The organism is Hungatella sp. SB206, from assembly GCF_051132295.1.
Classification (GTDB): domain Bacteria; phylum Bacillota; class Clostridia; order Lachnospirales; family Lachnospiraceae; genus Hungatella; species Hungatella effluvii.
Window position 1 is genome coordinate 6,292,624 of sequence record NZ_CP096603.1, and the last position, 15,284, is coordinate 6,307,907.

Annotated in this window: 10 protein-coding genes; all 10 read right to left on the reverse strand. The window is 49.7% G+C overall.

Annotated elements, in window-relative coordinates; translation table 11 throughout:
- Positions 1 to 16: 16 nt before the first annotated feature.
- Complete coding sequence (locus M1L66_RS27935) at positions 17 to 2,599, reverse strand: FAD-dependent oxidoreductase (protein ID WP_434688969.1); 2,583 nt, start codon at positions 2,597 to 2,599, stop codon at positions 17 to 19.
- Positions 2,589 to 4,037, reverse strand: a complete 1,449-nt coding sequence (gtfA, locus tag M1L66_RS27940; RefSeq protein ID WP_187020007.1) for a sucrose phosphorylase — start codon at positions 4,035 to 4,037, stop codon at positions 2,589 to 2,591. The genes M1L66_RS27935 and gtfA overlap by 11 nt, the downstream gene beginning before the upstream one ends.
- A gap of 12 nt (positions 4,038 to 4,049) precedes the next feature.
- On the reverse strand, positions 4,050 to 5,030 hold the full coding sequence (locus tag M1L66_RS27945) for an ROK family protein (protein WP_434688970.1): 981 nt from the start codon (positions 5,028 to 5,030) through the stop codon (positions 4,050 to 4,052).
- Entirely contained in the window at positions 5,021 to 6,427 is a 1,407-nt protein-coding gene (locus M1L66_RS27950) for a sedoheptulokinase (RefSeq protein ID WP_434688971.1), read from the reverse strand. Before M1L66_RS27950 ends, M1L66_RS27945 begins: the two co-directional genes overlap by 10 nt.
- The gene (locus tag M1L66_RS27955) at positions 6,427 to 8,511 is read right to left on the reverse strand and encodes a Sip1-related alpha-galactosidase (RefSeq protein WP_434688972.1); all 2,085 of its coding nucleotides are present in this window, start codon (positions 8,509 to 8,511) and stop codon (positions 6,427 to 6,429) included. Before M1L66_RS27955 ends, M1L66_RS27950 begins: the two co-directional genes overlap by 1 nt.
- A gap of 29 nt (positions 8,512 to 8,540) precedes the next feature.
- Complete coding sequence (locus tag M1L66_RS27960) at positions 8,541 to 9,755, reverse strand: ROK family protein (protein ID WP_434688973.1); 1,215 nt, start codon at positions 9,753 to 9,755, stop codon at positions 8,541 to 8,543.
- A gap of 112 nt (positions 9,756 to 9,867) precedes the next feature.
- Entirely contained in the window at positions 9,868 to 10,746 is an 879-nt protein-coding gene (locus tag M1L66_RS27965; RefSeq protein ID WP_187020015.1) for a carbohydrate ABC transporter permease, read from the reverse strand.
- Entirely contained in the window at positions 10,746 to 11,666 is a 921-nt protein-coding gene (locus M1L66_RS27970) for a carbohydrate ABC transporter permease (RefSeq protein ID WP_187020016.1), read from the reverse strand. The genes M1L66_RS27965 and M1L66_RS27970 overlap by 1 nt, the downstream gene beginning before the upstream one ends.
- A 53-nt stretch (positions 11,667 to 11,719) precedes the next feature.
- Positions 11,720 to 13,084: an ABC transporter substrate-binding protein gene (locus M1L66_RS27975; RefSeq protein ID WP_434688974.1), complete on the reverse strand. Its 1,365-nt coding sequence runs from the start codon at positions 13,082 to 13,084 to the stop codon at positions 11,720 to 11,722.
- Positions 13,085 to 14,017: 933 nt separating this feature from the next.
- Positions 14,018 to 15,277, reverse strand: coding sequence for an ABC transporter substrate-binding protein (locus tag M1L66_RS27980; protein ID WP_390469589.1), 1,260 nt, complete (start codon positions 15,275 to 15,277; stop codon positions 14,018 to 14,020).
- Positions 15,278 to 15,284: the final 7 nt, after the last annotated feature.

The window sequence follows — 15,284 nt, forward strand, 5'->3', positions numbered from 1 at the left end:
ACGCCTCCGTACACACTCACCATGTTTTTTCTGTTCTGTCGAAAGTCCCTTCTTTTACGGCTTTCCGTCCCATCTCCGCAGATTTGCGGATCGCCAGACAGCGAACCGTGCTCAACTGCTCCAGGCCTTTTATCCCCTCTTCCGCTCCCAGCCCGGCTAACGCCCGGTAAAGCAGGAGCAGCAGTGTCTGAAGACGTTCCGCCAGCAGCGATACCTGATTTTCTTCCCGCAGCGCTTCTTCAAATTCAGGCAGTTCCGTCAGTTTCCTCAGCAGAGGGATGAATTCCGTACGGCCGCTTCTCTCGGCCGCATAGGCAAAGCATTCCAGATAGGAATACGTCCCTTTTCTGATATCCATGTAATCCCGTTCTTCCTTTTTCAGCGCTTCAAACACCAGGCAAAATGGTTCCATGGAAAATCCAGTCCCCCATGACAGCAGATTTAAGTCATATACAAGCTCCGGCATTACCCCATGATCCGGCAGAAGCTGTGCACACATCACAGATCCTTCTCTCATCGGCAGACAGGGAGCAGTCTCCTTTATCTTTCTCATAATAGTCTGCTGAATCTCTTCCATATCATCCCCGCAGCCATGAAACAGAGCCATCCGTTTCAGAGCCGCCAGTGTTTCACGGTTCCGCCCGTTTTCCTTCTCTTCCAGTTCCTGTATCCGCTTCCGGATACAGGGCAGTACCCTATCACTCTCACCGCACGCAAGAGCCAGAAGAGGACTTATCTCCGTCTCTTCATACGTAAATGGAACATCAATCCAGTGTGTGCGGCTGTCTCCCGTTACCTGTTCCGCATAAAATGTAAAGTCAGGATTGTCTCCGCCGTCACATGGATACCGGAGTTTCCCGGGAAGAGTCAGCTTGTCTCCCGTCGTCTCCCTGATCCATTCTCTCCTCTGCGGAGTGGGGAGCTCTTCAATCAGACAGCCTTCAAATACCGCCCTGGCCGCAAGCAGCCCCAATACCGCCCCCTGATGCATCAGGTCCGGCTGCATACGCAGCCCGGGAAAAGCGTTGTGAGTAGCGGAGACTGCCTTTCCCGCCACGTACAAGCCCTCCAGGACAAAACCCTCCAGGTGCATCGGGATCAGCGCCCTTAAGGGAAGCTGCATTTTCACCTGAGGCGGAAGGTAGCCGCAGTATACCATATCTGCATCCAGCTTTCCTTTTGGATCAAAGTTGGAAAAGAAGGTGCAGATACCGTCGTCATACGTCCGGAACATGCATAAATCCCGCAGATCGATTACTTTTTCCCCTATGATATGGCGGCTCTCACGCATACTCACATAAGCCCCATGGTCAAACATCCCTTCCCCTCTCAGCCTTCCAAGAACGGTAAACCGTGTCATGTCCTCCGGGTCAGCTGCCATCACCATAGACGAAAAATTATTCCGGTATCCGTCTGTTCCCGTGTATTGAGCCAGAGAAGCCCAATAAGTAAAACAGTCACGGCCGGAGCCGTAGACCGTCTTCGCTCCGGCATAATACGCCAGATCCCCATCACCGGTCGCATCGATGACCAGCGCCCCACACAGAGTCTGTTTTCCCGCATGCCCCGCGGTTTTTACGCCGCATACGCGTTTCCCCTCTTTCACCACATCATAGACAATCTGCCCGAATACCACGGCCACACCAGCGTCAAGACACAGCTTCAGCAGTACGTATCCCCTGACTCCCGCATGAAAATCGTCATACTCACTCCACAGCCCTGGTCCTCTCCTGATTCCAAGCTTACGCTCGATCCGGTCCGTCTCCCGATCAATTTCTTCCATATCTCTGTAACGGTTTCCAAACCAGTAGGTACTGACGCCTCCTAATGTGGAGGTTCCTCCCAGGTCGTACTGCGGTTCGATCAGAACCGTCTCTGCACCGCCCCGGGCGGCATACAGGGCCGCCATGGCTCCGGCAGTGCCGCCTCCTGCTATGATCACGTCAAAATGTGTCCTTGTCAGCTTTGTACTGGCAAGGAAGCCGTCTCCCGCCCGCAAAGCAAACCGCCCCAGATTGAGCGCCGGATTTTCCGCCTTTGACCGTCCAAAGGCCTGGAGCAGTTCTCTTCGTCCGGCGAGCAGATTCTCCGCTTCCGTTTTCGCCGGATTCCAGCGAAACGGCGCCTTCAGGATTCGGTTTTCACCGGTAGTCTCATCGGTTATCCAGGCGGCATAAGCGGTCTTTTCCGAATCCTTCGCCAGTCCATAGGCCTCATGATATTGGCACCGGACTCCATACAGCCCTCCCTTGGAGGCAAACCTTACCTCGATGCCCTCCTTCTCCACAGGGACCGCATCCACAAAATATAATCCGTATAAGAAGGCCGCTCCCTGTTCGCGGCATAACTGCTCCAGATACTTTTTATATCCATCCGGATGCAGATAACCGTTCTCCCACAGCGAATCCTGGAAAAATGCCCTCCATTCCGCCCTGCTTTCACAGTTTAAAAAACTGCCTATATCTGCGGCCAGAAACGTCTCCTCCACCGCCAGCAGAACCGCTTTTCTCTGTTGTGCCAGACATACAGACCGTTTTACCGCCTCCAGCGTATTGCCGGTTATCAGATAGGTGGTCTCTCTCCACCGATTAGCAGACATTTAGATCCAGTATCTTCTCCACGCCCTCATGGTCCAGATAGGTGATCACAAAGGAATGATCCTTAAGGTTCGCCTTTAAGTCCGCCCGGTACTGCCCCTCCTTCCAGGAAATCCACAGATGCTCGTCCGGTGCATCGTGAACCGTCATCTCTCCGTCAAACACGGGATATTCATTTCGGAACTGCATCATTACACACAGATTCTTTACGACCGGCTTCTCCACCAGCCGGTCAATCTCTTCTATTGTATAATTATGTCTGCTGATGTTCCGGTCATAGTTGGTTCGCTCCATCAGCTCATAATCATTTTCCCCTGCCAGAAGCCCCATATAGTAAACCTGAGGAATCCCCGGTGTAAAAAACTGAATTGCCCGGGACAAAAGGTAGCTGTCATCCCGCTCCCCCACCGCTGAATAGTAGGAGCAGTTAATCTGATACACCACCTTTTCGCCGCTATTTCCGCTGCTGTAATCCCATTTAAAATTAGCCCCATACTGTTCAGTCTGACGGACCACGGCCTGAAGCTCCTCCGGGGAGAGTAAATCCACGACATCCACGGTTCCCAGCCCGTCATGGGTATCCAGCGTCGTCTGCTGATTTCTGGGACAGATGGAAAGCCAGTGCCTGAGTCTGGCGCTGCTGCCTGAAAAGAGAGTATGGAGCACCATGACTGGCAGGACAAAATCGTAAACTGCATAGCCATGTTCTGCAATTTTAAGCTGCACGGTATAATGGTCATGAATCTCCGGCAGCATGGGGATCCCCTTCTCATCCAGCACACGCTGAATCCGATCCATCATCTCCCATATCTCAGGCTCCAGGAAAAAGCAGGTGGTTCCCACCTTTTTCGTGGCAAAGGCAAATGCGTCCAGCCGCAGCTGGGAGAGCCCCTGGTCCATCAGAAAACGCAGCGTGCTTTCCACGTAATTCCAGGCCGCTTCGTTTTGCAGATCCAGATCCATCTGTTCCTCATCAAAGGTACACCAGATCTTTTCCGTGGTCCCGTCCCGAAATGTGATTTCTTCACAGGGTGCGCACGGCTTCCGTTTATTGAGTAAGTCCACTTCTGCCTCCGTTGGCTCCCCGCCCGGCCAGAACTTACAGAAACGCAGAAACATATCCGCATATTCCGATTCGTCATGTTTTTCAACAAAATTAAGAAATTCCGGACTTCTCCTGGACAGATGGTTGATCATGAAGTCAAACATCAATTCGTAATCACCGGCAATATCCTTTATGTCCTCCCAGGTACCAAAGGCTTTATCCACCTCCCGGTAATTGATCGGTGCGAATCCCCGGTCTCCGGAGGAAGGGAAGAAGGGCAGAATATGAATGGAATGAATCTCCCTTCTGAAATACCGGTCTATCACTCCCTTCATCTCTTTTAAGTTCTTACCGAAGCTGTCGGCGTATGTAATCAGCATAATTTTATTTTTCATCGTATCATTTCCTTATCTGTAAAAGTCATCGTAGGCTTTCATTCCTACCGAAACAGCCGCGTAGTCCCCAATCATCTCTCCCAGGGTGGCCGGTACAATCTTGCAGACTCTTCCCGAGGCGGCCAGAGCTTCTCTGGCGATCACAGCCTGCATTCCCGGCTCAAGGGCCTCCTTCTGTCTGGCGTAAATACTGCCCAGTACGATCATATCCGGATTTAAAATATCGATCAGGATAGAAATGCCTCTCCCTAAATACTCCGCCACGATATCAAATATCTCCCTGGCCGTGGCATCACCTTCCTCCAGTGCCCTGCCGATTTTCTTACAGTCCACTTCAGACAGCCTGTCCATTGATTTGCAGAAGGAGGGGACAATGCCATGTTCCAGGGCTTCCTTCGCCTTCATTCTTCCTAAATTGGCGATTCCTCCGCCGCTGCAAAAGCCCTCAAAGGAACCATTTTTTCCATACCCATAGGGCCCGTCCTTTTCCAGCCGGATATGCCCCACCTCGCCCGCCATACAGGTGGATCCCTGATACAACTGGCCATTTAAGATCATACCCGCTCCCATTCCGGTTCCAAAGGTTAAAAACACCATATTTTTCGTCCCTTTTCCCGCACCAAGCCTCCACTCTGCCAGCGCACACGCATCCGCGTCGTTCTGCAGCATAACCGGAACGCGGAATGCGTTTTGTAAGGGTGTAAAAATATCTGCGTTATCCCATTTGGGCAAATTAGGAGGCGCCATGATGACTCCTTTTTCCGCGTCCAGCGGCCCTCCGCACGAAATACCGATGGAACAGAGCCGCCAGTCCGGATTCGTTTTTAACTGTGTCTGGATAATTCCGATGTACTCTTCAAAAGCTGACCTGTAATCATCTGTCTTCGTAGGCCTTTTCACCTTATCCAGGATCTCGATTCCTCCGTCCGCATAACGGGCAAAGGAGACGGCGCTCTTCGTTCCTCCAATATCAATTCCTGCAATTATCTGCATTCTGCTCCCCCCTCAATGACCGCGCGGCGGACGTACAGCGCCGCGCCGGACGCCGCCTCTTCTTCCCGATCCGTAAAAATAACCGGCAAACCGAATACACGTTCCACATCTTCCCTCAAAAGCGTATTTTTCCGAATCCCATTGCCGGACGCTACAATCTGCGTCTTCCCCACACATACCATGTCCGGAAATGTGCTGTATAGGGAGAACAGCTCACGGGCCATACCCGCCGTAAAGCTGCGGATGAAGTCTTCCGGATGGAAATTATCCGGGTTTAACCCGTAGATTCCCGCTACCTGCCCCGATTCCGTCTCTTTCCTGCTTCCATAAAGAGTCGGTACCGCGCGCAGTCCGGTCTCTTTTTTCTTCACCGCCAGGTGTTCCATCATCTTGTAGGTATCGGTCTTCTGTCCCGTAAATTTCTCGCAGACTTCCGCAAAAAATGCAGCCAGACGCTCGTACACTTTTCCTCCATTTAAAGAGGCACCCACATATAAATATCCGTCTCCAATCCAGGGGCGTATATCATTTCCCGCTATAGGATTAAATTCTCTGCTGTAAACGGACACCTGAGAGCCGGTTCCCACATTGATGCTGACGCTATGCTCCTGATCCCTGACAGCCCCCAGGAAGCTGGCCTGATTGTCCCCTACCGCATAAAGCACCGGAACCGATTCTGGCACAGCACGACCCCCGCCCGGCAAATCCGTCTCACTCTCCACTTTCATAGATCCGGCAGTCAGATCTTTCGCCCCTGCAACAACGGGATAATAGGAAATATCCACGCCGGCTGCTGCAAGTTTTTCCAGCTCAAACCGGCCGTCCTCCAGGTGACAGCCACCGAAGCTGGCCGCCATCGTCTTATGAACGACCGCCTTTCGGCTTCCGGTTAATTGCATGGCCAGATAATCTCCAATCCCAACAAATGCGGCCGCGTTATCCGGAATCCGTCCGGTCTCCTGAAGGTAAAAATGTGTGACACTCCCATACCCCGTATAAAAGGGCAGTCCCACCTTCTTCGTCAGATAACGGGCATAGGTCAGGCCATCACGGTACTCCTTATTCCCGTCTTCATTTTTCCAGGTGTAAAGCGGGGTTGCCGCCTTCCCCATACTGTCTGTATACAAAATACCATGCATCTGACTGGATATTCCCACTCCGGCCAGCGTCATATCTTTTCTTGTTCCACGTTCCCCGGTCCACAGCTTTAATTCCATCATCAATTCTTTATATAACTCTTTTACCACCGATACAATTCTATCCGGATCCTGAAGATAGCTTCCTGTATTTACAAAGGAATTAGGTGCACTTACACTCCTCATTATTTTATCTTCTGTCAGATCATAGAGAACCGCACAGATCGAAGTGGTCCCTATATCAATTCCCAAAGATATCATCACACAACCTCACCTTTCCCATACCACTCTATCTCCACCAGGCAGTCCACTTTTTCACACTGAACAGTCCAGAGCATCCCGCCCCGGCAGACCGCCTCACATTCCCTGCCGTCAATCCGCACCCGGTACGGTCCCTGATCCGCTGCAAAGCCAAGCGTGCCGGCCTCACAAACGAGCGCAGTCACACGGCATTCCTCTTCGCGCAGGATTCGGAGGCCGCCACAGGAAATATACTTTTCCAGTATTCCGATCAGCCTGCCCCGGCCGCAGTCCGGAACGAGCAGGAACAGATTCGCCCCGCCTTCCGGCAGCAAAAAGCTTATCCCGGCATCTCCCAGTCTGCATACCGTCCTCGCTTTATAATCGTATACCAGCCAGTTTCGTCCAGAAAGTGCCGGAATGTCAGTCTTATCAAGCTTCCCCTGGCAGATTTCTTCTTTTCCGCAGATATGGAAGGCGCCAATCACATAGTTTTCTCCGTACCGGTTAAATATCTTAAGCGGCCGCAGCGTGTCTGCCGGGTTTTCAAACAGACAGTCCGTCGTAGGCATCCCCACGTCCTCACACCGGATCACACGCCCTGCTCCTGTGATAAGGGGCCGGATATAGTCCGGATCCGTCTCTCCCACCCGGTCGCTCACATAGACCGGGCCTCCGCTTACCGCGCGGAGAATGGAATTCTGCCAGTTTTCCTCATGGCTGCTGAAAAACATATCCCAGTCTCCCCAGAAAAACTGACCCTGAAGAAGTGAATTATAGCTGTTCTGTACCGCGTGTTCCCGGAAACCGTGAAGTACCTCCGGGACGAAGTCGTCGCTGCTTCTGGCTACGGCGCTGCTGGGACGGTTCCACATATCCTCACAGGCCATCCCCATACAGTTGATGATACAGTTGTCAAAATAAAGCGCCGCCGATGCGTTCAGCCCTTTCTGAATCTCCCGGGAGGCATGTCCATACGTCTCTAACCCTTTGTAAGCCAGCGAGACTGCACTTTGTCCGTCCACCTTTACAAAATCAATGCCGCAGTGGTTCTTTAAATACTCATGCCACGTTTCAAAAAAGGTAAATGCCTTTCCGGCATCCGGTTCCGGAAGAATCCGCCCATCCGGCACCCTCCTGGAACCTATCTTCAGTTTCCGGACGGCCGGAGAACCGCTGGCCAGACCGTTCCAATAGCCCATGACGGCGTGCCAGACACCCACGCTGTCCACCTTCCAGATTTTCTTCAGCTCCTTTACACAGCCTTTCAAGCCCTCCGGAAAACGCTCTTTATCTGCGTCCAAATCAAACAGCACCTTTTTATCGTAATCTGCGTCAAGCCACCCATCGTCAATCAGCACCCACTTCACCGGAAGCTGCTTCGTCTGGAACTCTCTCATTTTTTTCATCACGCCTTCATGAGAGACCTTGTGGTAAAAGGCATCCCAGGTGCACCAGCCAAAGGAATCCAGTTTTTCTGGAAACCTCCTGTTTTTTCGGAACATGGAAGCTCTCCCCAGCCTGTTAAGAGCCGCCTTAACCGCTCTCTCACAGCAGAGATACGGGTCAGTTCCTCCGGCAAGCACCATACTTAAGTCTTCCATGCGGTTTCTGTTTCCCGCATTTGACGCCATGCGGACTGACAAACGGTTCTCGGACCAGGAATGATCTCCCTCGTGTGATTCCTCCCCACATAAATCCGTCCGGCAATTCTCCCCGCATACGGAAAGAATGACGAAATACGTGGCTCCATTCTGAAACAGAAGGAGCTGCGTCCTGTCCGGAAGCGATCTTATGTCCGAAAAAAAAGCGGGTCTGACCCACCAGTCCTTATGCTGATAGACGGCAAGGAAACGTTCCGTCTCTGGAAGCTCCATATGGTATACAAAGCCTTCCTGGGGATCAAAATATGTCTGTGGTCCAAAACAGGGCTCCCTCGTCTCCTTTTCCGCCCGCACCGTAATAAGCACCGTATCTTCCGCTGCTGTCTCCTGCAGTTCTCCCGCCGTCCCTTCCTCTGGAGAAAGAGACAGCAGAAAAACTACTCTGTCATCCCAAATCACTTCTATCTGATCACACTGAGTTATTTTTCTGCTGCTAAACATAGAACCCCTTTTTTCTTCTTTTTCTCTTTTTAATGGAACACTTCGTTCACAAACTGATTGAAGAAGTGATCCGTCACAATCTCGCCGGCTCCAATGACACCTGCATTTTCCCTTAATACGGATACCGCCATAAAGTTTTCCTTTGCTCCCTTCACCTTCCTCTGATTCGCCACATCCTGGACAATATTAAAATACATGGGATACTTCTGTATCAGGATTCCGCCCAGAATAATCATCTCGGGATCAAAGGTATTGATCAGATTGCTGACCGCCACTCCGACATAGAAAGCGGAGCGGTTTAAGATGGAAATGGTGAGCAGATCCTTTTTGTCCGTCATCTCAAACACATCTTCAATCGTCAGGGAATTCCTCTTATGGTAAAGCGGGTGCTCCTTCTGATTCTCAAGCTGTTCTCCCAGCATCCGCAGTACAGCAATGCCGGAGCTCATGGCCTCCAGGCATCCGCGGTTCCCGCAGTTGCAGAGCGGACCGTTTAAATCAATGGTGATATGGCCGAACTCACCGGCGATACAGTTGGCGCCTACGTTCAGCTTTCCATCGATAATGATACCGCTGCCGATTCCCATATCCACTTCCACATATGCGAGATTGGAGCAGTCCCGGTTATTTCTGTACCAGTACTCGGCAAATGCGATTACATTCGTATCTTTATTCAGAAAGACGGGAAAACCGGTTCTTCCCTCCAGCGTTTCCTTCAAAGGAAGGTAATCCAGCATCGGCATATTGGGCGGAGTCAGGATTACGCCGCTTTCACAGTCCAAGGGACCTGGAGCGCCTACACCAATCCCCAGAATATCGTCCCGCTTTACACCGGATTTTTCTATCACTCTGTTCACAGCCTCAACCAGCATGGTCACAAAATCGTTCTGATTCTCAAATTCCTTATCCATGGAATACCGCTCGATGGCCAGAATCTGCCCCCGCAGATTTAAGAGGGCAATACCGGTAATAAATTTATTGATATGGATGCCTATGGTGTAGCGGTAATTCTCATTGATCACATAGGATACTGCTTTTCTGCCCATGCCGCCCGATTCCATCTGTCCGTCACGGATGAGATTCAGTTCCTGGAGCTCTGCCAGGATCTTCTTGATCGCCATAAACGTCAGGCCGGTAACGCTGGCGAGTCCTGCCTTCGTAGCCGTGCCGTTCCTTCTGATGTAACCCAGCACTGTTCTTCTGTTAAAATTCTTGAGCTGTACCTGATTATTCTGGTCTGCCATATTTCTTCCTTTTCCTTTTTCATTTGTCTGAATTTCATAGTACCATTATACTTCAGGGCAAATGATATTTCAATTCGCCAAAGGCTTCAACAGAGTGAACAGCATCAATAAACTAACCTTTTACCGCTCCGCCAATATTCATGCCATCTGTAAAGTATCTCTGCAGGCACATGAAAACGACAATAATCGGAAGTAAAACAATACAGGAAGCCGCCATTAAGTAGTTCCACTGGGTATTGGACTGGCTCACAAATATCTTAAGCCCCAGCTGCAAGGTGAAAGTCTTCGTATCCATCAAGTACAGCAGCGGCTTCAAAAAGTCATTCCAGCTCCAGTTAAAGGAGAGTACTACCACTGTCATGATTGCAGGCTTGGCCATAGGAAGCATGATGCTTCTCCAGATCCGGAAATGGGAGGCGCCGTCGATCTGCGCCGACTCAATGACCGAGTTGGGAATCCCCGCGTAAAACTGCCGGAGCATAAAGATAAAATATGCTGATCCCATAAACTGCGGTACAATAAGCGGCAGATACGTGCCGACCCATCCCAGCTTCGCATACAGGACATACTGGGGGATCATCGTCACAAATTCCGGAATCATCATCGTCGCCAGTATAATGGAGAACATGATGTTTCTGCCTGGAAACCGTATCTTTGCGAATCCGTAGGCTACCAGAGAATTAGCGAGAACACCGCCAAGAATGGCAAATGCCGCCACAAATACGGAATTGAAAAACCAACGGGTAAATTCCGCGCTTACCCAGGCATCCTTAAAGTTGCTCCATATTGGCTCGTGGGGATACCACGTAATCGGATACGTAAATATCTCATCCATGCTCTTTAAGGCGGTGGACACCATAAACCACAGGGGCATGAGCACCGTCAGGGACGCGGCCGCCAGAAGAATGAAACAGATCACATTGACGATTGTCTTTTTCCTGCGTCTGCTGGTCAGTCCGCCCCTTTTTCCTGTTTTCGTATCAGCAGCCATTACGTCTCACCTTCTTCCGTATGTACCCAGTATTTTGATGCAATCAGATTGACCACAGTTATCGACATAACAATCAGGAGCAAAAACCATGCCATCGCCGACGCATATCCCATGTCGTAATGGGTAAATGCCTCCTGATAAATATGCAGATTATAGAACAGAAGGGAACCTGCCGGATCTCCCTTTCCGTTCTTGCTCATGACCAGCGCCTCCTGGAATACCTGAAATGCACCCGTCATATTGGTGATGATGTCAAAAAAGATAATTGGTGAAATCTGCGGCAGTGTAATCTTGCGGAATTTCTGTAAAAAAGAGGCGCCGTCAATATCGGCCGCTTCATACAAATCCTTGGAAACCGAATTCATAGAAGATAAGTATAACAGCATGCTGGTTCCCAGCGCCCATACCCGCATCATAACCAAAGACGGTTTCGTCCAGGCCGGATCGGAGAGCCAGGAAGGCCCTTCGATCCCCACCAGCCGCAGCACGGAATTGATCAGTCCGCTCTGAGGCGCCAGCAGCTGCATCCAGAGCTGATATACCGCCACACCAGAAAGTACGGTAGGCAGGTAAAAAAGCATCCGAAACAGCGGTGTACCCTTTACCTTCTGGTTCAGCAGCGTCGCAAGAAAAATCGCACAGATACAGGAGCTGGGCACTGCCAGCGCCACGTAGTAAAGTGTATTTCCCAATGACTTCCAGAATACAGGATCCTTTGTAAACATCTTTATGTAATTGGAAAGCCCAATAAAGTCCATTCTGGAAGTCATATTATAATTAGTAAATGATGCATACAGCGAAAAAAGCAATGGTCCTCCTGTCAGACAGAGGAAGCCTATCAGCCACGGACTGATAAACAGCCAGCCCGCTCGCGCCTCTCTGCTTTCACGCTTCGTCATGGTGTGTTTTATCTTTGTCATTTGACACCCCCTGTGTCTTCCCCTGTCTCCGTGACAGAAAGTTACCAGCGCCGTTATTTGCTGTCCTGAACCAACTGTTCAACTGAAGCCTGAGCCTCGTCAAGTGCCTCCTGCGGTGTCTTGTTACCCAGAATGATCTCATCCAGATACGGAAGCACGATGTCAGAGGCGCCTGGTGCAGTCAGACGGTCCTGAGTAACGACTGTGGTCGGCATGGCCTCCAGTGCCATCTTAAATACAGGGATCTCCATCAGGGACGGATCCTGTGATGCTTCAATATTTGCTACGGTATCGTAAACTTCAGATGCCCAGTAAATCTGTGACTCCTTGCTGGTGATGAATTTTACGAATTCCCACGAACCTTCTGTATCCTTGGCTCCATAAGGGATCTCAACCGAGAAACCGCCGCCCCAGGAATACTGTTCGCCGCCTTCTTCCAGTGCAGGAAGCAGGGCCACACCGTAATTCTTATCCGGTGCGTAGTCGCGTACCTTTGTAAATTCGGTCGGTGTATTCACCCACATCGCCACTTTGCCGGCGACGAAAGGATTCGTCATACCATTACCAAATTCAGCCGAAAAACTGTCCAGTTCTTTCTTTCCATAATACTGGTAAAAATCATTATAAATATTCTCAAACATCTTTACCTTTTCGGGTGTGTTCACGTAGACATTGCCGTCTGCGTCTGTATAATCTTTTCCGTCAGCGGTAAATGCCCATGCATTCCACTCCAGGGTTCCCGGGAAGAATCCAAGGCGCTCATAGGAACCGTTGTCCTTTTTCACATCCAACTTCCTGGCATACTCCACAAGCTGCGCCCATGTTTCCGGCGGTGCTTCCGGATCCAGTCCCGCCTCCGCAAATGCATCCTTGTCATAGTAAAGAATTCTGGTATCTGTTACGTAAGGCAGTCCATAGGCATGTCCATCATACATCATGGCATCCATCAGCTGGGGATAAAACTGGTCTGTAAAACCGTCGCCCTCTTTTGCAATCAGATCTGTCAAGTCCGTCGCCTGCTTCGCTTCCGCCCTGTGCGTAACGGTTCGGATATCCTGAATAATCACGTCAGGCGGATTCCCTGCTGCAGTGGCTGCCAATGCCTTTGTCCACACATCTCCCCATGGATAGTTGACATGCACCACCTCATATGTATCCTGAGACTCATTAAAGTTCTGACAGAGCTGTTCAATTACGTATTTATACTGACCATCTCCCCACCAGTCCCATATTTCCAGTTTAACGCGATCCCCCGACGCCTCTTTTGACGTGCCTTCCTCTTTCATTCCCTCTGCCTGGGCCGTCGTATCCGCGGCTCCATTGGTGCTCGCGTTTTCAGCCGGCTGGCTCTTGCATGCGGTCAGACTCATGATCCCAAGTGCTGTGGCGATTGATAATCCGATCAGTTTTTTTCTCATGCCTTTCTCCTCCATTAAATTAAGTTTAATTTTTACTCCTTAGAAGTTCCAATACTCTTCCTGCTTTTTAATATACGCTTCTTACATGGCATTGTCAACATTATTTATTAAATTAAGTTTAATATCTAGTTTTTCATTATTTTGAACAAAACCAACAAATATATTTTGTAAAATCTGCATAATACAACGTCATTGACTATATCAAAAAATATTTTTATCATTTTTTACTTTTGCTGTTATTTTTGCTTTTATAGTTATTATATTTTATTTAACTATTTTGTTTCTATCAATCATTCAACAGGCTGTTTCCATTTTTTATAGCCTAAATGTTGTCAATGACGAAAATACTATACTTAATGATACCGTCCTCGTCTTCGGTCAAATATTACAAATTATCGCTTCTAAAATCCTTTGGGGAAATTTAATTATTATATTTTAGAAATGCAAGGAGGAAATGAAGAAATATTTTATATGTTTGTCCGACCACCTCGCTAAGGCGGTCGGACAAACAAGCAATCTGGATATATTGAATCTTATCCTTTAAAGTTTTAGATATGGTATTTTACGAAAGTTCTTGAATTATTTTAAACCTCACGCCACTAAAGCAGCGTGATTCCTGCTTCTGCGACTTCGCATCCTCTGTCTCCACAGGCGTACTTCCCGGCGTTCCGACGGTACTTCTTTTTTCTATTCTATGCCGCTTTCAGTATCCTTAATCCCTCCTTAAGGATGTTCTTGTCTTCTATCATAAATAGAAATCAAAACATTCATAATAATAAGATACGCAGTATCTATCAGTCCCCTCTTCCCCCTAAAAAAACCGCCGTCCCATCTGATCCCCTCATCCGGTACGGCAGCTCATCTCACTGGTTCACAAACCCATTTCCTTTGATCCCAGTTTATTATTCTTTTCCCTCAGACATCCTCTTCCAACTATTTCAATTCCTCCAGCGTATCCGTAATCAGCTTATCCATATCTTCCGCATACTGGTCCACCGTCAGCTGGCCGGCCAGCACCTCGATCAGCTTATCTCTCAAATCATTCTGAATCGCCCCGGTAAATGCCTGGTAGCCCCACTCTGCACCCGGCTGCGGTCCTGTAGCTGCCAGCTCCTGAGAGAAGATCGTGAAGAATTCTTTTCCGTATTCATAGTCCAGGCTCTCATTGCCCTTAACCTGAGATAAGTAGCTGTTTTCCACGCAGTACTGCGCATTGTTCTCCGCCTTGGAAATCCATTCAATGAATTCCGCAGCTTCCTTTTCCACACCGGTATTCTGGAAAGCAGCCAGGTACTTGCCGCCCGGTACGGAGGAACGGATCGCTTCCTTTGGCAGATAGGTGACGCCCCAGTCGAAGTCCGTAATCTCTTCCTTATAGTTTGCAATCATCCAGCTTCCTGCAAAATGCATGGCCACCTGACCGGTACGGAACAGGTTGTTGGGATTTTCCGAGCCCAGCCATACAGAAGTCGGGATAATTCCCTCGTCGTGCAGATCCTTAAAGAAGCTTACCGCCCTCTTCGTCTCATCTGTATTGAAATTCGACGCCGTCAAATCGCTGTTTAACATGCTGCCTCCAGCCTCGTACAGCAGAGTGGTGAAACGCTGCGGAGACTTGTCATAGACCAGTCCGTATTTACAGTCGCTCTTATCCATCACGGTCTTCATGGCTTCCTTCCATTCATCCCAGGTCCAGATCTCATCCTCTGACTGCGGTACAGCCACACCTGCTTTTTCAAATGCTGTCTTGTTATAAATTAATCCATTGGCCGTTACATCCATGGGCGCCGCCAGGATTTTTCCGTCAAATATAAACTTTAACCCCTCGCCAAAGCTGTTCTGGAACGCATCCTTGTCCGACACATATCCGCCCAAATCCACCAGCTGGTTCTGGAACGGCCCGATATTCGTAAGCCGGGCCAGCGCCGGAGCTTCCTTGCCGTTGATCATGTTCTTGATCTTGCTTTCGAGGTCCGCATACGGAACTTCGATCAGCTCGATCTTGATATTCGGATGCTCCACCATATATTTGTCGGCCAGTTTCATGAAGGATTCCCCCTCTTTTCCATCACTGAACCAGACGACATCCAACGTCTTTACTTCATTTTCGGCCTTCCTGCCCCCGCCGGAACAGCCGGAAAGCGTCCCCAATACCATAGCCCCTGCCAACAGAACTGATAACCATTTCTTCATAAGATTT